Origin of the sequence: Nonomuraea sp. NPDC003804 (assembly GCF_040610675.1) — a bacterium.
In the GTDB taxonomy this organism is placed as follows: domain Bacteria; phylum Actinomycetota; class Actinomycetes; order Streptosporangiales; family Streptosporangiaceae; genus Nonomuraea.
Genome location: NZ_JBEXMT010000006.1, coordinates 148311 through 167440, shown reverse-complemented (window position 1 = coordinate 167440; position 19130 = coordinate 148311). Strand labels below are relative to the sequence as shown.

Here is a 19130-nt window from a genome sequence, read left to right as displayed (position 1 = left end):
GCATGTTCAAGCGCAACGCCGAGGTCAACGAGCGGCTGGCGGCCGAGCTGCGCGAGCGCCTGGCCGAGGCCGCGAAGGGCGGGCCCGAGCGGTCGAGGCAGCGCCACGTCGAGCGCGGCAAGCTGCTACCACGCGACCGGGTCGACGGGCTGCTCGACCCCGGATCCCGCTTCCTGGAGCTGTCGCCGCTGGCCGCCAACGGCCTCTACGACGACCAGGCGCCCGCCGCGGGGATCATCACCGGCGTGGGCAGGGTGTCGGGACGCGAGTGCGTGATCGTGGCCAACGACGCCACCGTCAAGGGCGGCACGTACTACCCGATGACCGTCAAGAAGCACCTGCGCGCCCAGGAGGTGGCGCTGCAGAACCACCTGCCCTGCCTCTACCTGGTCGACTCCGGCGGCGCGTTCCTGCCCAGGCAGGACGAGGTCTTCCCCGACCGCGAGCACTTCGGGCGCATCTTCTACAACCAGGCCACCATGTCCGCGCGCGGCATCCCGCAGATCGCCGCCGTCCTCGGCTCCTGCACGGCGGGCGGCGCCTACGTGCCCGCCATGAGCGACGAGGCGGTCATCGTGCGCAACCAGGGCACGATCTTCCTCGGCGGGCCCCCGCTGGTGAAGGCCGCCACCGGCGAGGAGGTCACCGCCGAGGAACTGGGCGGCGGCGACCTGCACGCGCGCGTCAGCGGCGTCACCGACCACCTGGCCGAGGACGACGCCCACGCGCTGGCGATCGTCCGCGACATCGTCGCCACGCTCGCGCCCAAGGCCGCCCCGCCGTGGGAGCGCCGGGCGGCCGAGGAGCCGCACCTCGACCCGCAGGAGCTGTACGGCATCGTGCCCCCCGACACCCGCACGCCGTACGACGTGCGCGAGGTGGTGCGCAGGATCGTCGACGGCTCGCGCTTCCTGGAGTTCAAGGCCGAGTACGGCACGACACTGGTCACCGGCTTCGCCCACATCCACGGCCACCCCGTCGGGATCATCGCCAACAACGGCATCCTGTTCGCCGAGTCGGCGCTGAAGGGCGCCCACTTCATCGAGCTGTGCGACCGGCGGCGCGTCCCGCTGGTCTTCCTGCAGAACATCAGCGGCTTCATGGTCGGCAAGGCCTACGAGGCCGGCGGCATCGCCAAGCACGGCGCCAAGATGGTCACCGCGGTGGCCTGTGCCCGCGTGCCCAAGTTCACGGTGGTGATCGGCGGCTCGTTCGGCGCGGGCAACTACGCGATGGCGGGCAGGGCCTACTCGCCGCGCTTCCTGTGGATGTGGCCCAACGCCCGCATCTCGGTCATGGGCGGCGAGCAGGCCGCCAACGTGCTGACCACCGTCGGCACCGCGGACGCCGACGCCATCAGGGCCCAGTACGAGCACCAGGGCAACCCCTACTACTCCACGGCCAGGCTGTGGGACGACGGCGTGATCGACCCGATCGACACCCGTACTGTCCTGGGGCTGGGCCTGTCCGCGGCGGCCAACGCGCCGCTCGAACCCGTCGGCTACGGCGTCTTCCGGATGTGATGATGTTCAGCACCGTACTGATCGCCAACCGGGGCGAGATCGCCGTCCGGATCATCAGGACGCTCCGCGCCATGGGGGTCACCTCCGTGGCGGTCTACACCGAGTCCGACGCGTCGGCGCTCCATGTGCGCATGGCCGACCACGCCCTCCAGATCCCGAAATATCTGGACATGGAGGCGTTGGTGGCGGCGGCCAGGGCCACCGGCGCGCAGGCCGTCCACCCCGGCTACGGCTTCCTCGCCGAGAACGCCGCCTTCGCCCGCAGGTGCGCGGCCGAGGGGCTGGTCTTCATCGGGCCGCCCGCCGAGGCGATCGAGGCCATGGGCGACAAGATCCGCGCCAAGCGGACGGTGGCGGCGGCCGGGGTGCCGGTCGTGCCCGGCGGCACCGGCGCCGACCTCGAGACGTGGAGCGCCTTCCCCGCGCTGATCAAGCCGTCCGCGGGCGGCGGTGGCAAGGGCATGGTGCTGGTGCGCTCGGCGGCCGAGCTGCCCGACGCGCTCGCCTCGGCCCGCCGTACGGCCGAGGCCGCCTTCGGCGACGGCACCCTGCTGATCGAGCGCTACATCGAAAACCCCCGGCACATCGAGATCCAGGTGCTCGCCGACGCCCACGGAGGCACCGTCCACCTGGGCGAGCGCGAGTGCAGCCTGCAGCGCAGGCACCAGAAGATCATCGAGGAGGCGCCCTCGCCCTTCGTCACCGAGGCGATGCGCGAGGGCATGGGGGCGGCGGCCGTCGAGGCGGCCCGCGCGGTCGGCTACACCGGCGCGGGCACCGTCGAGTTCATCGTCGACGGCGTCTCCGGCGACTACCACTTCATGGAGATGAACACCCGCCTGCAGGTCGAGCACCCCGTCACCGAGCTGGTCACCGGCCTTGACCTGGTGGAGCTGCAGGTGCGGGTGGCCGCGGGCGAGCCGCTGCCGTTCGGCCAGGAGTCGGTACGGCTGCGCGGCCACGCCGTGGAGGCGCGCGTCTACGCCGAGGACCCCGCCCGCGGCTTCCTGCCGACCGGCGGCAGGGTCCTGGCGCTGCGCGAGCCCTCGACCGCGAGGGTCGACTCCAGCCTGGCCGAAGGCGTGGTCGTCGGCAGCGACTTCGACCCGATGCTGTCGAAGGTGGTCGCCTGGGGTGAGGACCGCAAGGCCGCCCTGCGGTCGCTGGACAGGGCGCTGGCCGAGACGTGCGTGCTGGGCGTGACGACCAACATCCCCTTCCTGCGGGCGCTGGCCGCCCACCCGGACGTCGTGGCGGGAAGGCTCGACACCGGCCTGGTCGAAAGGGTGCTGCCCGAGCTGGCGCTGAGCGCGGACGTGCCCGCCGACGCGCTGGCCGCCGCCGCGCTCGCCTTCCACACCACGCCGCCCGCCACCGACCCGTGGGAGATCGCCGACGGCTGGCGGATCGGCGATCCTGCCTGGACGACCTGGCGGCTGGAGTCGCGCGACGGGGTTCACCAGGTGGAGGTCCGCGGCCTGCCCGCCTCCGGCGCCGAGGTGCGCCTTTCGGACACCGGCGCCGGAGTGCGCCTTTCGGACACCGGCGCCGGAGTGCGCCTTTCGGACACCGGCGCCGGAGTGCGCCTTTCGGACACCGGCGCTGGAGCGCGCCTCTCGGGCACCGGCGCCGAGGCGCTCCTTCCGGGTGACGGCGTCGTGGCCGCCAGGGCGGTGACCGAGGGCGGGGAGCTGGCCGTCACGCTCGGCGGCCGCGCCCTCCGGTTCGTGATGGTCCGCGACGGCGACACCCTCTGGCTCGGGCGCGACGGCGCGGCCTGGACACTCACCAGGCACCGCATCGGCGACCCCGGCGACCGGCCGGGCGGCGCGGGCGGCGGCGACGGGGTCGTCCGCAGCCCCATGCCGGGCACCGTCCTGCTGGTCAAGGTGGCGCCGGGCGAGCAGGTCAGCGAGGGACAGCCGCTGGTCGTCGTCGAGGCCATGAAGATGGAGCACACCGTCACCGCCCCTGTCCAGGGCACCGTCACCGAGCTGCCGGTCAGGGCGGGCCAGCCCGTCGACATGGACGCGGTGCTGGCCGTCGTCTCTTCCGAGGAGTGAGCCGCATGCCGTATCGGCTGGACGGCCTGCCCGAGCGGGTCACCGTCTACGAGGTCGGGCCGCGCGACGGCCTGCAGAACGAGAAGGCCGTCATCCCCGTCGAGGTGAAGGCCGCCTTCATCGACAGGCTGGCCGACGCCGGCCACACCGTGATCGAGGCGACCAGCTTCGTCCACCCCAGGTGGGTGCCGCAGCTGGCCGACTCCGGCGAGCTGCTGGCCACGCTGCGGCGGCGGCCGGGCATCCGCTACCCGGTGCTGGTCCCCAACGAGCGCGGCCTTGACCGGGCGCTGGAGTGCGGCGTCGACGAGGTGGCCGTCTTCGCCAGTGCCACCGAGACCTTCGCCAACAAGAACCTCAACCGCGGCCTGGACAGCCAGTTCGAGATGTTCGAACCGGTTGTCGCCCGCGCCCTGGAGTCGGGGGTCAAGGTGCGCGCCTACGTCTCCATGGTCTTCGGCGACCCGTGGGAGGGGCCGACGCCGATCGAGCAGGTCGTGCGCGTCGGCACCAGGCTGCTCGACCTCGGCTGCCACGAGCTGTCCCTCGGCGACACCATCGGCGTGGGCACCCCCGGCCACGCCACCGCGCTCATCGAGGCCTTCCCCTCACCCGAACGGCTCGCCGTCCACTTCCACGACACCTACGGCCAGGCGCTGGCCAACACGCTCGCCGCGCTCAGGGCCGGCGTCACCGTCGTCGACGCCTCCACCGGAGGCATCGGCGGCTGCCCCTACGCCGAGTCCGCCACCGGCAACCTCGCCACCGAGGACCTGGTGTGGATGCTCAACGGGCTCGGCGTCGACACGGGACTCGACCTCGGCAAGCTCGTCGCCACCAGCGTCTGGCTCGCCGAACGGCTCGGCCGTCCCAGTCCGTCCCGGGTCGTCCAGGCCCTCTCGAAAGGCTGAAGAACCATGCTCACCGACGAGTACGAAGAGCTGCGCAAGACCGTCGAGGCCTTCGCGCGCGACGTGGTCGCCCCCGTGATCGGCGACTTCTACGAGCGCGAGGAGTTCCCCTACGACATCGTCCGCCAGATGGGCGCCATGGGCCTGTTCGGGCTGCCCATCCCTGAGGAGCACGGCGGCATGGGCGGCGACTACTTCGCGCTGTGCCTGACCCTGGAGGAGCTCGCCCGGGTCGACTCCAGCGTCGCCATCACACTGGAGGCCGCCGTCTCCCTCGGCGCCATGCCCATCTACCGCTTCGGCACGGCCGAGCAGAAGGCCCGGTGGCTGCCCGAGCTGACCTCGGGACGCGTGCTGGGCGCCTTCGGCCTGACCGAGCCGGGCGGCGGCAGCGACGTACCCGGCGGCATGCGGACCACGGCCGTGCTCGACGGCGACGAATGGGTGATCAACGGCACCAAGGCGTTCATCACCAACTCCGGCACCGACATCACCGGCGTCGTGGCCGTCGCCGCGCTGACCGGCGAGCGGGAGATCTCCACGATCCTGGTGCCGTCCGGCACCCCCGGGTTCACCGTCTCGAAGAAGTACTCCAAGGTCGGATGGAACGCCTCCGACACCCGCGAGCTGTCCTTCGCCGACTGCCGCGTGCCCGCCGCCAACCTGCTCGGCCAGCGGGGCAGGGGCTACGCGCAGTTCCTGCAGACCCTCGACGAGGGGCGCGTCGCCATCGCCGCGCTCAGCGTCGGCCTCGCGCAGGGCTGCGTGGACGAGTCGCTGCGCTACGTGCGCGACCGGCGCGCCTTCGGCCACCCGATCGGCCACTACCAGGCCATCCAGTTCAAGGTCGCCGACATGGAGGCACGCGCCCACACCGCCAGGCTGGCCTACTACCACGCCGCGTCGCTCATGGAGGCGGGCAGGTCGTTCAAGAAGGAGGCGGCCATCGCCAAGCTGGTCTCCTCCAACGCGGCCATGGACAACGCCCGCGACGCGACCCAGATCTTCGGCGGCTACGGCTTCATGAACGAGTTCCCCGTGGGCCGCTTCTACCGCGACGCGAAGATCCTGGAGATCGGCGAGGGCACCAGCGAGGTGCAGCGCATGCTGATCGCCAGGCAGCTCGGCCTGGCGGATCTCTGAGGTCCGATAGAGGACATATGCTCGTGTTCCCGGAGTTCCGGATTGGACGACCCAGCGGGAACGATCTATGGTCCACCTCATGACCTCAGACGATCTGCACATACGGAGGGCGGAGCCGAGCGACGCTGACGAGATCTTCGCGCTGGCCCGCGAGTTCGGGCTGACCTTCAGGCCCGAACGCGCGGCCTTCGACAAGGCCTTCCCGCAACTGCTCGCCAACCAGGACGCGCTGGTGCTCACCGCCGTCGTCGAGGGCCGCGTCCACGGCTACCTGCTCGGCTTCGTGCACCTCACCCTGTTCGCCAACGGGCCGGTCGCCTGGGTCGAGGAGGCGATGGTGCAGACCGGCTTCCGACGGCAGGGCATCGGGCGCGGCCTGCTGGAGGAGTTCGAGGTCTGGGCGCGCGAGCGCGAGGCGGGCTACGTCGCGCTCGCCACCCGCCGCGCCCCCGAGTTCTACCGGGCGCTGGGGTACGAGCAGTCGGCCAGCTTCTACCGCAAGGTGCTGCGCTGAGTTCCGTCTGCGGCTGATGGCATCCTGTTGGGCGTGAGCATCAACACGGTGAGCCCCCTGTTCGTCGGCCGCGCCGACGAACTGGCCGCGCTGCAGGCGGCGCTGGGCCGGGCCCGCGCCGGCATGTCGTCGACCGTCCTGATCGGTGGCGAGGCCGGCGTCGGCAAGACCAGGCTGATCAGGGAGTTCACCGAGCGTGTCACCGAGGCGCGGGTGCTGGTCGGCGGCTGCCTCGAGCTCGGCACCGACGGCCTGCCGTTCGCCCCCTTCACCGCCGTGCTGCGCAAGCTGGTGCGCGACCTCGGCCGCGACGCGATCGCCGCCATGGTGCCCGGCGGCTCCACCCGGGGCCTCGGCAGGCTGCTGCCCGAGTTCGGCGAGCCGGAGGGCGACGGGCCCGAGGCGCGCGCCAGGCTCTTCGAGCAGGTCCTCGGGCTGCTCGAGGGGCTGGCCGAGCGGGAGCCCACCGTGCTCATCGTGGAGGACACCCACTGGGCCGACCGCTCCACCCGCGACCTGCTGTCCTTCCTCGTCCGCTACCAGCGCTCCGACCTGCCCCTGCTGATCGTCGTCACCTACCGGGCCGACGACCTGCACCGCACCCACCCGCTGCGGCCGCTGCTGGCCGAGCTGGGCAGGGTCGAGTGGGTCGGCCGCCTCGAACTGCGCAGGCTGAGCCGCCGCGAGGTGATCGAGCAGGCCGTCGGCATCCTCGGCGGGCTGCCCGGCCGGCTCGACATCGACGACGTCTACTCCCGCAGCGAGGGCAACCCGCTGTTCGTCGAGGCGCTGCTGGCGGGCGACGGCCACGACAGCGTCCCCGACTCGCTGCGCGACCTGCTGCTGGCCAGCGTCGAACGGCTGCCCGACGACACCCAGGAGCTGCTGCGGGTGGCCAGCGCGGGCGGCGCGCGGATCGACCACGCGCTGCTGACCGCGGTCGCGGGGCTCGACGACGGGGCGCTGTCCAGGGCGCTGCGCCCGGCCGTCGCCGGAAACGTGCTGGTCGTCGACGGCGAGGGCTACGCCTTCAGACACGCGCTGATCCGCGAAGCCGTCCACGACGACCTGCTGCCGGGCGAGCGCACCCGCCTGCACACCCGCTACGCCAGGACCCTGGAGGACCACCCGGCGCTGCTGCCCGCCACCAGGGCGGCGATCGAGCTGGCCCACCACTGGCACGCCGCCCACGAGGTCAGGCCCGCGCTGCTCAGCGCATGGCGGGCGGCGGCCGCGGCGCGGAAGGCCACCGCCTACGACGAACAGCTCAGGATGCTCAGCAGGGTCATCGACCTGTGGGAGCAGGTGCCCGACGCCGCCGAACTCATCCAGACCTCCTACATCGACGTGCTGCGCGCCAAGATCATGGTCTCCCACCTGGCGGGCGAGTTCGAACGGGCCATCTCGCTGTCACGGGCGGCCCTGCGCCTCGTCGACGCCGAGACCGACCCGATCACCACCGCCAGACTGCTGCGCCACCGCGGCCTGGCCCGCTACGACCTCGGCCGCCGCGGATACGTCGACGACCTGCGCGAGGCGGCACGCCTGGTGCCCGCCTCGCCGCCGACGGCGTTGCGCGCCAAGATCCTCGAGGCGCTGGCCCGCATGCTCAACACGCCCGACCTGTGGGCGGAGAAGGTCGCCCACGCGGAGGAGGCGCTGCGCATCGCCCGCCAGATCGGCGACGCCACCACCGAGGCCCACGCGCTCATCACGCTGACCTGGGCCGACAGCCACAACGCCGAGGCCGACCAGCAGCTCGACGGCTACACCGAGGCCAGGCGGGTGGCCGGCACGGCCGGCGCCTACAACGCGCTGATGAGAGCCGCCATCTCCGAGTCCGACACGCTGGAGGGCTGGGGCCGGCACGAGGCGGCCACCGTGGTGGCCAGGCGGGGCATCGCCGGCGCCGAGGACTACGGCCTGGCCCGCACCTCGGGCGCATTCCTGGCGATCAACCTGGCCGAGCCGCTGGTCTCCCTGGGCCGCTGGGACGAAGCGCTGGAGGTCATCGAGCACGCGCTCGACCTGGCGCCGCCGCCGCCGTACCGGGCCAGCCTGCTGGGATTCACCCTCGACATCACACTCGCCCGCGGCGACACCGCACGGGCGCGGGCCCTGTTCGAGGAGGCCGCCGGGCTGCTGTCGGTGGGCTTCTACCGCGACCAGACCGTGCTGCCCAACCTCGGCAGGGAACTGGCGATCCAGCTGGCCGAGGGGCGGCAGGAGGCCGCGCTCGAGGTGATCGCGCGGGCGCTGCGCACCCAGGACCTGCCGGGCAACCCCCGCTACGCGTGGCCGTTCATGCTCACCGCCATCCAGGCCCTCACCACCCCACCACCCCACGGCCTGTCCGGCCACACCGGCTCGACCGGTGCCCCGGGGTCCGGCGTCCGGTACGGCGGTGCGGGGTCGGGCGGTGCTCCTGAGTCTGCGGCGCGGTATGGCGGTTTCGGGTCGGGCGGTGCTGTGGAGGGTGGCTCGCGGTACGGCGGCGCCGGGTCGGATGGCGCTTCTGAGTCGGCGGCGCGCTATGGTGCCGGGGCCAGTGGCGCGCCTGAGTCCGGTGCGCGCATCAGCGGTGGCAGGGCCGGCGAGGTACCGCACGCGGGGGAGCGGTATGGCGCCGCCGGGCGTGCTCCTGAGTTCGGGGCGGGGGTCGGCGGTACCGAGGCGGCCGGCTCTGGGGGGCGGTATGGCGGTGAGGTTGCCGAGGGGCCTGTGCCGTCCGCCGACGAGTTGCTGGCGTCGTTGCTGGAGATCGCGGCCGAGGTCGACGCGAAGGGCGACCTCCAGCGGGCCTGGCGGCTGACCTTCGAGGCGTCGCTGACGCGTGAGCTGACGGTGTGGGACGCGGCGGCGCAGGTGTGGGGGGCGCTGGGCCAGCCGTACCGGCAGGCCATGGCGCTGCTCGGCGCGGCGCGCGCCGCCGTCGCCGACCCCGCCACCAACCCGGCGGGTGCCACGGGCACCCGTGCGGGCGGATTCGTGGGTGGCCACTCAAGCGGCCTGTCAGGCGGCCACGCGGGTGGTCTCTCAGGCAGCCACGCCGGCGGTCCGGCGGGGGGCCAGGCGGGAGGTCTCTCGGACGGCCACGCCGCCGGTCCGGCGAGCAGTCTCGCAGGTGATCGCCCGGGCGATCTTTCGGGTGGCCACGCCGGCGGTCCGGCGGGCGGCCACGTGGGTGGTCATGCGGGAGGCCTCGCGGGCGCGAGGGAGGCGGCGGCCGAGCGGCTGTCGGCGGCCCGGCCGCTGGCCGAACGCCTGCTCGCCGCACCGCTGGTGGCCGAGATCGACTCGCTGGCCAGACGCGCCCGCGTCTCGCTGACAGGGGAGGAACCGGTCGAGGACAACCGGCTGGGGCTGACCGCCAGGGAGTTCGAGGTGCTGAAGCTGGTCACGGACGGGCAGAGCAACAAGGAGATCGCCGGCGAGCTGTTCATCTCGGTGAAGACGGTCAGCGTCCACGTCTCCAACATCCTGGCGAAGCTGGGCGCCTCGTCCCGCGGGGAGGCGGCGGCCACCGCGCACCGCCTCCACCTGTTCGACACCCTCGCCTCCTGACCGCTCCCTGCCAGGCGTCGCCGTTTCCCGGTCTGTGTCCTGCTGCGGGAGCGGGGACGGTTCTATCGGTCTCCGGACCGTGTCGAAGGGCGTCCTCGTTCGGTGTTCGCGAAGGTGGGTGACGCCATGGGTTTCTGGCTCGGCTCTTCGGGCGTGGAGGTTCTCTCGTTCCTCGGTGTCGTGCCGGGGGAGGCGCTCGTACGTGGCCAGTATCCGCGACGGCGCCCTCGTCGCGGCGTCGCCTCAGGCAAGGGGAGAGCCGGTTTGTCCTTCTGGTCGTGTTTCTGGCAGACAGCAGCACCGCTCTCCAAAAGCGGGTGTCGCATGGTCGAATCATGCCGGGGGCACTCTTCTCCACCAGGCGTTTTCAGCCTCCGACCTGATTTCTCGACCGCAGGCCTTTGCTTGGTGGGCCTTGATATAGCAACCGAGGGCGCCCCGTATCAGCCATAGGACCATGATCAGGGGACATATTCGGCATGATCTTGATGGTATTCCCCAGGTCGCCCAAGGATTTGCCAGCATCCCTGTAGCAACTGAGCGATCGCCCTGACGGGCAAGATCGTATACCACCCCTGGCCATCTTGACCTCGACAGAACGCTCATGGGGCCGATGTCGGCTACCTACGGCAAGCCATGGAGTCGCTATACAGCGACGGTTGGGACCCGGAGGAAGTCACCGCAGGTTCGTCGTTTTGGGGTTTGCCTGGGGGTGGTAGTCGCGGGGTGGGGTCGATGGTCAGCTCGCGCAGGAGCTCCCAAGTTACGGCGTTGGCGATGCGGACGTGCAGGTCATCGGCCAGGAGGATGATGTGGGTTCGGGCGCGGGTTCGTCCGCCGACGTGGTGCCTCCGACCGTTCACACGCAGGGTGACCGCTCCCAGAAGGGTCGGTACGGTCTTTACGCACTCGGGCGTGGATATCGCTTCGCGACTGCGGGGCGGAACCCTTCACGCTTGCCAGCTGGCTCCGGACTGAACAGCGCCGGTAACACGGGACAGGCCCCGATGGATTTCTGTGGGGAGGGAATGTCCATGGGGTTTTATGTACGAACGAGTCTCAAGGCTGGACCGTTCCGGTTCACCTTGTCCTCAGCCGGCTTCGGGGTGTCAGCAGGCGTCCCAGGGTTCAGGGTTGGCATGGGCCCGCGCGGCAACTACGTGCGCATGGGCGCGGGCACCATCTCCTACCGCACCACCCTGCCCCGCCCGGCCGCTCACCAGGCCATCCCACAGCCTCACCTGCCGCCCGCTCCCCCCGGACCCGGCATCACTATGCATGACGTCACCGGCGCTGCGATCCAGAACCTTGTAGCCACTGATGCCAGCGACATCGTCCGGCAACTCCAGGCCGCCGCCCGCCGCTGGCCTCTCTGGCCCTTCGCCTTGGCCGTGTTCGTCCTCATCGGCCTCACAATCGGCGGCTGGGGACTGCTCATCATCCTGATCAGCGCACCCGCCGTCATCTGGCTTGCCTTCCGCGACCGCGCGGCCAGATCGGTGGTCGTGATGTACGACGTCAATGACGAGGCGGCCCAGCGCTTCGCCCACATCGTTCAGGCCATCACCGCGCTCCAGAATGCCCGCCGTCTCTGGCACATCGCGGCGGCAGGCGCGGTCACCACGACCTATCAGTACAAGGTCAACAGCGGCGCCTCCAAGTTGCTGCAACGCCACCCGGCCGCCCTGACGCTGACCGGCCCCCGCTGCCTGGTCACCAACGTTGCGGTCCCGACGCTCACCGCCGGGCGGCGCTCCGTCCACTTCCTCCCCGACCGGGTGCTGCTTCAAGAGGGCAAGCACTTCGCCGACATCCCCTATCAGCACCTCCACGTCACCACCTCCACCACCCGCTTCATCGAGACAGGCCCCCTGCCAGCGGACGGGCATGTCGTCGACAGCACATGGCGATACGTCAACGTGAAAGGCGGTCCCGACCGGCGCTTCAAGAACAATGCCCAGCTCCCGGTCCTGCTCTACGGCAGGCTGGTCCTACAGAGCACGACCGGCCTCAACCTTGTCTGGGACGCCTCCCAGCACCCACCGATCGCCGCCGTGGGACGAGCGCTCAGGCTCGCCGCCGCAGCCCAGGCACCGGGCATACGTCCGTGACACCGATGGTGCAGCGAGGTAATCCCAGCGACTTCACGCGATTGTCCCGCGTCAAGAAGGTGGCAGGGTTTCTGGGCGGGGCAAGTTGGGGGGGTCGTCGGGTCGGCCTGACCGAGGTAGACCCCGATCGGCCGGTTCATGGCGATGCCCTCGTACGGGCGCTGGGTGTTGAAGTCGGCGCGGTAGACATGGGCGTGCAGGGCGAGGGTGGGACCGTCGCGGATCTCCTCGCGATAGAGCCGCTCGTATTTGAGCGAGCCGAAGGCGCGTTCCCGCAGGCCGTTGGTGTGCGGAGAACGAGCCCCGCCTCAAGCCGGTCGAGTGCATTCGCCGACACTTCCACGCCGACGTCTCCCCACACCCCGACGAGCTGGAGCCGGTCAAGCCCGTCATGCCGTTCAGCATGGCCGACCCTTGCATCGTCGATCCCGTGGACATCATCTCCGATATCGACAAGCGTCCAAACCTTCTGGACCTCACGCCGAAGGAGTTCGAGGCGTTTATCCAGAACCTGTTCACCAAGATGGGCTTCGACACCAAGCTGTACGAAGCCAGTGGCGACGGCGGTGTCGATTGTGTCGCTTACGCCGCCCGCTCCGTAGCGAGCTCGAAGATCATTGTTCAAGCGAAGCTCTACGCCAAGACCGTACAACCCACGCATGTGCGCGACCTGTACGGGACCATGCAGCATGAGGGCGCCACTAATGGCATCATGATCACAACGTCCGGCTACGGACCTGACAGTTACAAGTTCGCCAGCGGCAAACCCCTTGAACTGATCGACGGTGCCGGACTACTGGCCCTCTGTCATGAACACAGCATTCCCGCTCGCATCCTGTCATGCGGGAAGTAACCCTGACATTCAGGGATATTCTCGATTTATCACTATAACCAGCTGGCGCACCGGCAACGAGAGGCAGCTCACCGATCTGGCGCGCGAGATCGCCTCACTGGTTAGCTCCTCAGACGGTGTTAATCGTGACGTCCGCACGAGAGCTTTCGTCTACCCTGTCGCGAGAGCATGTCTGCGGAAAGGAACCGGAGTGGCGAAAACGTTCGAGAGCGGCGACATTCCGCTGGCGGACCTACTCAATCAGGCACACCAAGGAATACTGCAACTGCCCGATTTCCAGCGTGGGTGGGTCTGGGACGACGACCACATCGTGAGTCTGCTGGCCTCGGTCTCTCGCTCGTTCCCGATCGGCGCCGTGATGACGCTGGAGACCGGAAACGCTGACGTGCGCTTCCAGCCCCGGCTACTCGAGGGAGTCCCGAGTTCTGCGACGGCGGACGAACCAAAGTACCTGCTGCTCGATGGGCAGCAGCGCACGACCTCGCTCTACCTAGCACTCCGGTCCGGAGCGCCGGTCCCGACCCGGGATACACGAAAGAAGGATGTTGAGCGTTGGTACTTCGCCGACATCGATGCGTGCATCGACCCGGACGCCGACCGGAATGACGCAATCCTGTCGCTACCGGCAGATAAGCGACGGGTAAGTGCTCGTGGCGACGTCCTGCTTGACGCCTCCGCGACCGAGATGCAGGTGAGGGCCGGTAAGGCGGGCCTCTTCCCGCTCGACATCGTGCTCAATCCGGCTGCCATCACCGATTGGCAGGTTGCCTTCTTAATGGCGGGACCGCCAGAGGAGCAGGTGAAGATCTGGAAGAGTTTCCAGGAGGCGCTGATCCTGCCGTTCCTGCATTACAGCGTTCCGCGGATCGCGCTTGATCAGAAGACGACCAAGGAGGCCGTCTGCCAGGTCTTCGAGAAGGTGAACACTGGCGGCGTCGAACTGACGGTCTTTGAGCTGCTGACGGCGACGTATGCCGCGGAGAACTTCCGGTTGCGCGACGACTGGAAGAGGCGGCAGGCGATCTGAGCGGACGAGCCGCTCCTCGCAGATCTGGACGCCACAACCTTCTTGCAGATCGTCACGCTGCTCTGGACTCGTAGCCGCTGGGAGGAGCGCACCCGGGACCGTGTTCGCAGTGACCGCGTCCCGGCGGTGTCGGCCAAGCGTCGCGACATGCTGTTGCTACCGCTGAGCGAGTACCGGCGCTGGGCCGATACCGTCACCCAGGCATTGCAGGGGGTAGTTCGGTTCCTGCAGCGTGAGCGCATCTTCCGTGCCCGCGACCTCCCGTACAGCACCCAGCTCGTTCCCTTAACGGCGATTCTCACATTGCTCGGCGAGGCCGCGTTCACGCCGGAGCCGACCGCGAAGTTGCGTCAGTGGTACTGGTGCGGGGTGTTCGGCGAGTTGTACGGCGGCACCACAGAAACCCGCTTCGCCAACGACCTGCAGGACGTGCTCGCGTGGGTTCAGGACGACGGCGAGGAACCGCGCACGGTGCGCGAGTCGCAGTTCCAGGCTGAACGACTGCTGGGCTTGCGCACTCGCAACAGTGCCGCCTACAAGGGTCTCTACGCGCTCGTGATGAAGCGGGGCGGTCGCGATTTCCGCACCGGCGAGACGATCGATGCGAAGGCGTACGCGGCCGACTCGATCGACATCCGTCACATCTTCCCGCAGAAATGGTGCGCAGCGAACGGCATTGACAGCGCGTACGCCAACTGCATCGTCAACAAGACCGCCATCGACGGGCAGACCTGGGGATACATGGGCGCGAGTGCGCCGAGCAAGTACCTGGTCGCGATCGAGACCGGTGTGCCAGTGAGCCCACAGGATCTGGACGCCATCTGCAACAGCCACGACATCGACCCGGTCGCGCTCCGTCAGGACGACTTCGGCGCCGTCTTCGACGCACGCTACGAACGGCTGATCCGTCAGATCGAGGATGCGACCGGCCGACCGGTGAACCGGGGTGACGGCCAGGACAGCCCCTTCTCCGTACAACGCGGCGCGGCCGCGCTGGCACGCGGTATCGAATCGCTTATCAAAGCCGGGGAGAGCAAGGTCGTCGAGTTCAAGTCGACCGGCCGCAAGAACCTAGACACCGGGCAGAAAGATCAGGCAATGGAGTGGGCGGTCATCAAGACGATCGCCGGCTTCATGAACGGTCACGGGGGGACGCTGCTCGTCGGCGTTCAGGACGATGGGTCGGTGCTAGGCCTGGAAGAGGATCTGACTGTCTTCTCCAAGAAGAACACCGACGGCTGGGAGCAATGGCTAACCGGCCTGCTCATTCAGGCCTTCGGCAAGGCTGTGACGGCCAACGTGACCGTCGCGTTCGGCATCATCAACGAACGCACGGTTGCCCGTATCAACGTCGCGCCTGCCTCAGCGCCGGTGTACGCGACACGGATGAAGACGGGGGCGAAGGGAGCGGTCTTCCTCGTCCGGCTCAACAATACGACGCACGAGCTCGACGGGCCCGAGGCCTCCAAGTACCAGCACGACCGGTGGTTCAAATAGTCGCGACCGAAACGATACGTCGGGAGGCGTCGCCGTCCAGGCAGACGAGCGGTCCATCCGCTTCGTCTGGCGTTTGGACCAGTAGCCTCCGACTGACATATTCCACCACGTCAAGGCCGCCGCCAGCTGAGCCGACTGCGACAGCACTACTCTTGCGAAGACACCCGCACCTGAAGAGCGGGAACGCCTTGCGCAGCTCTCACCACGAACATCGCCCTGACCAGGCCAAACGGTAGTCAAATAATGGGCGACGGGAGATTCCGTGTCTTACGTGAGATAACGACCCAACGCCAGGTGTACGGCAAACTGACCTCAGACCCAGCCGCGGACCGACTCCGACTCGACACCTGGGCCAAGAAGCAGACCGGTGGGCTCATCTCCGCCATGCCCCTCCAGATGACCGACCGCGTGCTCCTTGTCCTAGCCATGGCATTGACCGTTTGCACCACGTGGCTACGGCCGTTCACCGACGGGCATCGACGTGTTCGAGACCTGCCCGCGGGCCCGAAGTGAGATCCGTGTCTTACGCCGCAGCACCCGCATACTCGACCGGGCGATGGTCACCGATACCCCCGCCGGCCCGCTGACCTTGCTTCGAGTCACGGGTACAGGTGGAATCGACGTCTATCTCGTTCTGGGTGACTACTCGATGAAACCCGGCCACGTCCTCACCGCCGGTATCGACGTACTGGCCGGGCGCCACCCCGCCACCCCCGGCCAGCCTTCTGTGTGCGGGCAGCCCAGGCCCGGGATGACTGTCCGCCACGTCCGCGACCACGCCCCTGACGACGTACTGAACGTCAGAGTCCGCGCTTCACCGTCAGCGCCACGCACGACCTACTGGATCTGCCCGAGGTCTTCGGCCTGGCAACGGTGACCGACCCGACCCGCGGGCACTTCCCCGGCATCAGCGCCCCACCCCTCGCTGTCACCCAGGCCCAGCAGAACGCCGTCACCACCTTTCAAGCCACCGGCTTCGAGTCCGCCGCGATAGCCGCCTTCGGTGCCGTCGCAGGCGGAATGGCCCCACCGCCCTACTGAGTCGACCTCCTCTTCAGCCATCTCTTCGGATCCTCGCGGCTGACCGCCGAAGCCACCTCATCATGACCGCCGGCTGGGTCGCCGAACCCGGAATCTGGTCCGAGCAAACCGTTGACTGGGCGCCGCACCATGGAGGAAGCCATGACATCCAATGTCGGTACTCCGGTAGGAGGCCCCATGGCCGCGTACTCATGCAGGCGTGCCGATAGCCGCGCGGCTATCCATCTATGCACGCCCGTACGGCCGAAAATCGCTTGCCTGGCATGGCAGGGCTCAGAGAATGTGGTGCCCATGAGGCTCTGACGGACAGCACCCCGCTACCTCGAGATGCCACGGCGCCGACCCATGCCGTGATGCCGCATGCCCAAACCCCTGTTCAGCGAAGAGAGCGTCTTTGTCTCAACAACACTCCCGGCAGGAGTTCCTGTCGCCGTCCACTCCGGCCACGGGGTCGGCCACCGTCACGGTGTTCGCTTCCTCCACAAGCTGGATCGAGTCCGATGCCGTCGCGCAATGCCATCAGGTGGCTGCCCTCGACGGCATGATGCACGTCGCCGCCATGCCGGACCTGCACCCCGGCAAGGGTGCCCCCATCGGCGCCGCCATGGCGTCGGCCATCTTGTACCCGTTCCTGGTGGGCTCCGACATCGGTTGCGGCATCGCCGTGTTCCCCGTCAAGCTCAAGCGCGCCGTACCCGAGAAGCTCGCCGCCCGGTTCCCCGATCTCGATCGCGCGCTGCATCCTGAAGGAGATGCCGACGATCCCGCCTGGGCCGTCGTGAAGGGTGGCATACCCGCTGGTTACGTCGAGGGGCTTGGAACGGTCGGCCGGGGCAACCACTTCGTCGAGCTGGCGCGGATCGGGGCCGTCTTCGAGCCGGGCCATGCGAGCCGTCTCGGCCTCGCCGCCGGTGACCTGGTTCTCATCGTCCACAGCGGTTCCCGGGGGCTCGGCGAACGGATCCTGCGGGAGCACACTGCGTTCCACGGCGCGGGTCCCGCCCCTGATCCCGGCGCCTACCTGGCGATGCATGACGAGGCCGTACGATGGGGGTCGCTCAACCGGCGGCTACTGGCCGCCCGGGTCGCCCACGCGCTGGGGACAGAGCCAACCGAGCCGATCCTCGACCAGTGCCACAACCTTGTCGAGCTCCGCGACGGGATCTACCTGCACCGCAAGGGAGCGGCGCCGGGTGACGGCCGCGACGTGCTCATCGCCGGTACGCGCGGCACCCCGTCCTACCTCGTGGCCGCCCACGCCGGGCCGGACGCCGGCCACTCCGTGGCGCACGGCGCGGGCCGCAAGATGTCGCGCGCGGACGCCCTGCGCCGCGGGCGGGCCAAGCACACGATCGAAGAGCTGCGCCGCACACCGATGGGGTCGCTGGTGGTATGCGGCGACCGCCAGCTCCTGTTCGAGGAGGCACCAACGGCCTACAAGCGCATCGAGCAAGTGATCGCCGATCTTGTCGACCACGAGCTGGCCACGCCTGTGGCCACCACGATTCCTCTGGTCACCTACAAGACACCCGACCTCGGGGCGGCGCCCCAGAGGGACCACCGGGACCATCGCCGCAAGCGAGGCCGGCCGTGAGCGTCCACCTGCTCCTGTCGGCCGGGCGTGGCCCGCAGGAGTGCGCCTGGGCGCTGGCTCAACTGCTGCACCGCCTGGAAGGCGACGCCACCCGGCAGGACCTGGAAACGCATCGGGCCCACACTGTTCCCGGTGACCGGCCCGGCACCTACCGATCGGTTCTCATCCGAATCGCAGGAGACGCCGCCGAGGCGTTCGCCGCCTCGTGGACCGGAACCCTGTGCTGGCAGGCCCCCAGCCCCTACCGGGCCAACACCGGCCGGAAGAACTGGTACGTCATCGCCCAACCATGCCAGGTCGACACCCCACGCACGACGTTCGCGGAAGCAGATGTCGACGTCGTCGCCTGCCGCACCGGCGGCCCCGGCGGCCAACATCGCAACAAAGCCAGCACGGCCGTACGGGCGACCCACCGGCCCACAGGAATCGTCGTCGTGGTCGACACCGAGCGGCAGTTCAGCCTCAACCGCCGCATCGCCATGCGGCTGCTGCGACAGCGCATCGTGCACGGCGACGAGGCGACAGAGCGCGCTGTCACCACCGCCCGCTGGCGCATCCACGATGAGCTCGTACGCGGCAACCCCACCCGCATCGAACGTCCGGAAACGTCGAATCAGGACCTGGCGCCGTAGAAGCAGACGCGCCGACGACGGCGGCAGCCCACCCCGACCACGCCCACCGGCGAAAGAGAATCGCGTCCGACAACGGTCATGTCCACGGACGTGGTGTATGAGTTGATCTCCGCGTGATCCTGTTTCTGCAGGTTAAGCGGTCAGTGTCTGCGGGAGTGGATTCTGGACCGGTGTGTCGCCGGCGATGACGCGCAGGCGGGCTTTGGCCAGGATGTCCAGGCCCATGTAGCGGCGGGCCTCGGTCCATTCGTCGGTCTGCTCGGCCAGCACCGCGCCGACCAGGCGGATGATCGCGGCCCGGTCGGGGAAGATGCCGACCACGTCGGTGCGGCGGCGGATCTCCTTGTTCAGCCGCTCCTGGGGGTTGTTCGACCAGATCTGCCGCCAGGTCTCGCGGGGGAAGATGGCGAAAGCCAGCAGGTCTTCCCGAGCGGCGTCCAGATGCTCGCACGCGGCCGGATACTTGGCCTCCAGCGCCTCAATCACCCAGGCGTGCTGGGCGCGAACCTGCTCGGCGGTGGGCTGGTCGAAGATGGTGCGCACCAGCGTGGCCACCCACGGCTGCGCGCTCTTGGGCACGGTGGTGAGCAGGTTGCGCAGGCAGTGAAGCCGTGAGGAAATAACACAGCGATTCGATCTTTCGGGTTGGATGTCATG

At 69.2% G+C, this 19130-nt stretch carries 14 protein-coding genes and 1 pseudogene; 12 read left to right on the top strand and 3 right to left on the bottom strand.

Annotation, left to right across the window (positions count from 1 at the left end; all coding sequences use genetic code 11):
• Positions 1–2: 2 nt before the first annotated feature.
• The 7 genes from ABZX22_RS10390 to ABZX22_RS10360 all read left to right on the top strand — a co-directional run bounded on the left by ABZX22_RS10390 (position 3) and on the right by ABZX22_RS10360 (position 11829).
• Positions 3–1523 carry a carboxyl transferase domain-containing protein gene (locus ABZX22_RS10390; RefSeq protein ID WP_354907350.1) on the top strand — a complete coding sequence of 507 codons (1521 nt, stop codon included), beginning with the start codon at positions 3–5 and terminating at the stop codon, positions 1521–1523.
• Positions 1524–1525: 2 nt separating this feature from the next.
• On the top strand, positions 1526–3586 hold the full coding sequence (locus ABZX22_RS10385) for a biotin carboxylase N-terminal domain-containing protein (protein WP_354907511.1): 2061 nt from the start codon (positions 1526–1528) through the stop codon (positions 3584–3586).
• 5 nt (positions 3587–3591) lie between these two features.
• A complete protein-coding gene (locus tag ABZX22_RS10380) occupies positions 3592–4497 on the top strand; it encodes a hydroxymethylglutaryl-CoA lyase (protein WP_354907348.1) in 906 nt (301 codons plus the stop codon).
• Between the two features lie 6 nt (positions 4498–4503).
• Positions 4504–5640, top strand: a complete 1137-nt coding sequence (locus tag ABZX22_RS10375) for an acyl-CoA dehydrogenase family protein (RefSeq protein WP_354907347.1) — start codon at positions 4504–4506, stop codon at positions 5638–5640.
• A 79-nt stretch (positions 5641–5719) separates the two neighbouring features.
• Positions 5720–6154 carry a GNAT family N-acetyltransferase gene (locus ABZX22_RS10370; protein WP_354907346.1) on the top strand — a complete coding sequence of 145 codons (435 nt, stop codon included), beginning with the start codon at positions 5720–5722 and terminating at the stop codon, positions 6152–6154.
• 33 nt (positions 6155–6187) lie between these two features.
• Positions 6188–9718 (top strand): AAA family ATPase, encoded by a 3531-nt coding sequence (locus tag ABZX22_RS10365; RefSeq protein ID WP_354907345.1) that lies wholly within the window; start codon positions 6188–6190, stop codon positions 9716–9718.
• 1007 nt (positions 9719–10725) lie between these two features.
• Positions 10726–11829 carry a DUF4236 domain-containing protein gene (locus tag ABZX22_RS10360; RefSeq protein WP_354907510.1) on the top strand — a complete coding sequence of 368 codons (1104 nt, stop codon included), beginning with the start codon at positions 10726–10728 and terminating at the stop codon, positions 11827–11829.
• 146 nt (positions 11830–11975) lie between these two features.
• Here ABZX22_RS10360 and ABZX22_RS10355 read toward each other — a convergent pair.
• Positions 11976–12116: pseudogene (locus tag ABZX22_RS10355) on the bottom strand (integrase core domain-containing protein); the annotation flags it as partial.
• 143 nt (positions 12117–12259) lie between these two features.
• On the opposite strand from ABZX22_RS10355, the gene ABZX22_RS10350 reads away from it, so the two are divergent.
• The 3 genes from ABZX22_RS10350 (at position 12260) to ABZX22_RS10340 (ending at position 15206) form a co-directional block, all read left to right on the top strand.
• A complete protein-coding gene (locus tag ABZX22_RS10350; RefSeq protein ID WP_354907344.1) occupies positions 12260–12682 on the top strand; it encodes a restriction endonuclease in 423 nt (140 codons plus the stop codon).
• A gap of 190 nt (positions 12683–12872) precedes the next feature.
• Positions 12873–13709 carry a DUF262 domain-containing protein gene (locus ABZX22_RS10345; RefSeq protein WP_354907343.1) on the top strand — a complete coding sequence of 279 codons (837 nt, stop codon included), beginning with the start codon at positions 12873–12875 and terminating at the stop codon, positions 13707–13709.
• A gap of 42 nt (positions 13710–13751) precedes the next feature.
• Entirely contained in the window at positions 13752–15206 is a 1455-nt protein-coding gene (locus ABZX22_RS10340; RefSeq protein WP_354907341.1) for an RNA-binding domain-containing protein, read from the top strand.
• Between the two features lie 837 nt (positions 15207–16043).
• Here the strand turns inward: ABZX22_RS10340 and ABZX22_RS10335 are convergent.
• Positions 16044–16268, bottom strand: coding sequence for a hypothetical protein (locus ABZX22_RS10335; protein ID WP_354907340.1), 225 nt, complete (start codon positions 16266–16268; stop codon positions 16044–16046).
• Positions 16269–16641: 373 nt separating this feature from the next.
• Between ABZX22_RS10335 and ABZX22_RS10330 the strand changes: the two genes are divergently transcribed.
• Both ABZX22_RS10330 and prfH read left to right on the top strand, forming a co-directional pair.
• Entirely contained in the window at positions 16642–17841 is a 1200-nt protein-coding gene (locus tag ABZX22_RS10330) for an RNA ligase RtcB family protein (RefSeq protein ID WP_354907338.1), read from the top strand.
• Entirely contained in the window at positions 17838–18473 is a 636-nt protein-coding gene (gene prfH, locus ABZX22_RS10325; RefSeq protein ID WP_354907337.1) for a peptide chain release factor H, read from the top strand. The genes ABZX22_RS10330 and prfH overlap by 4 nt, the downstream gene beginning before the upstream one ends.
• A gap of 132 nt (positions 18474–18605) precedes the next feature.
• Here the strand turns inward: prfH and ABZX22_RS10320 are convergent, their stop codons facing one another.
• On the bottom strand, positions 18606–19124 hold the full coding sequence (locus ABZX22_RS10320; RefSeq protein WP_354907508.1) for a transposase: 519 nt from the start codon (positions 19122–19124) through the stop codon (positions 18606–18608).
• Between the last annotated feature and the right edge of the window lie 6 nt (positions 19125–19130).

What these genes read in the sequence shown, in the direction of transcription:
- ABZX22_RS10390 (WP_354907350.1), top strand. Translation starts at nt 3, where the DNA reads ATGTTCAAGCGCAACGCCGAGGTCAACGAGCGGCTGGCGGCCGAGCTG.
- ABZX22_RS10385 (WP_354907511.1), top strand. Translation starts at nt 1,526, where the DNA reads ATGTTCAGCACCGTACTGATCGCCAACCGGGGCGAGATCGCCGTCCGG.
- ABZX22_RS10380 (WP_354907348.1), top strand. Translation starts at nt 3,592, where the DNA reads ATGCCGTATCGGCTGGACGGCCTGCCCGAGCGGGTCACCGTCTACGAG.
- ABZX22_RS10375 (WP_354907347.1), top strand. Translation starts at nt 4,504, where the DNA reads ATGCTCACCGACGAGTACGAAGAGCTGCGCAAGACCGTCGAGGCCTTC.
- ABZX22_RS10370 (WP_354907346.1), top strand. Translation starts at nt 5,720, where the DNA reads ATGACCTCAGACGATCTGCACATACGGAGGGCGGAGCCGAGCGACGCT.
- ABZX22_RS10360 (WP_354907510.1), top strand. Translation starts at nt 10,726, where the DNA reads ATGGATTTCTGTGGGGAGGGAATGTCCATGGGGTTTTATGTACGAACG.
- ABZX22_RS10335 (WP_354907340.1), bottom strand. Translation starts at nt 16,268, where the DNA reads ATGGCTGAAGAGGAGGTCGACTCAGTAGGGCGGTGGGGCCATTCCGCC.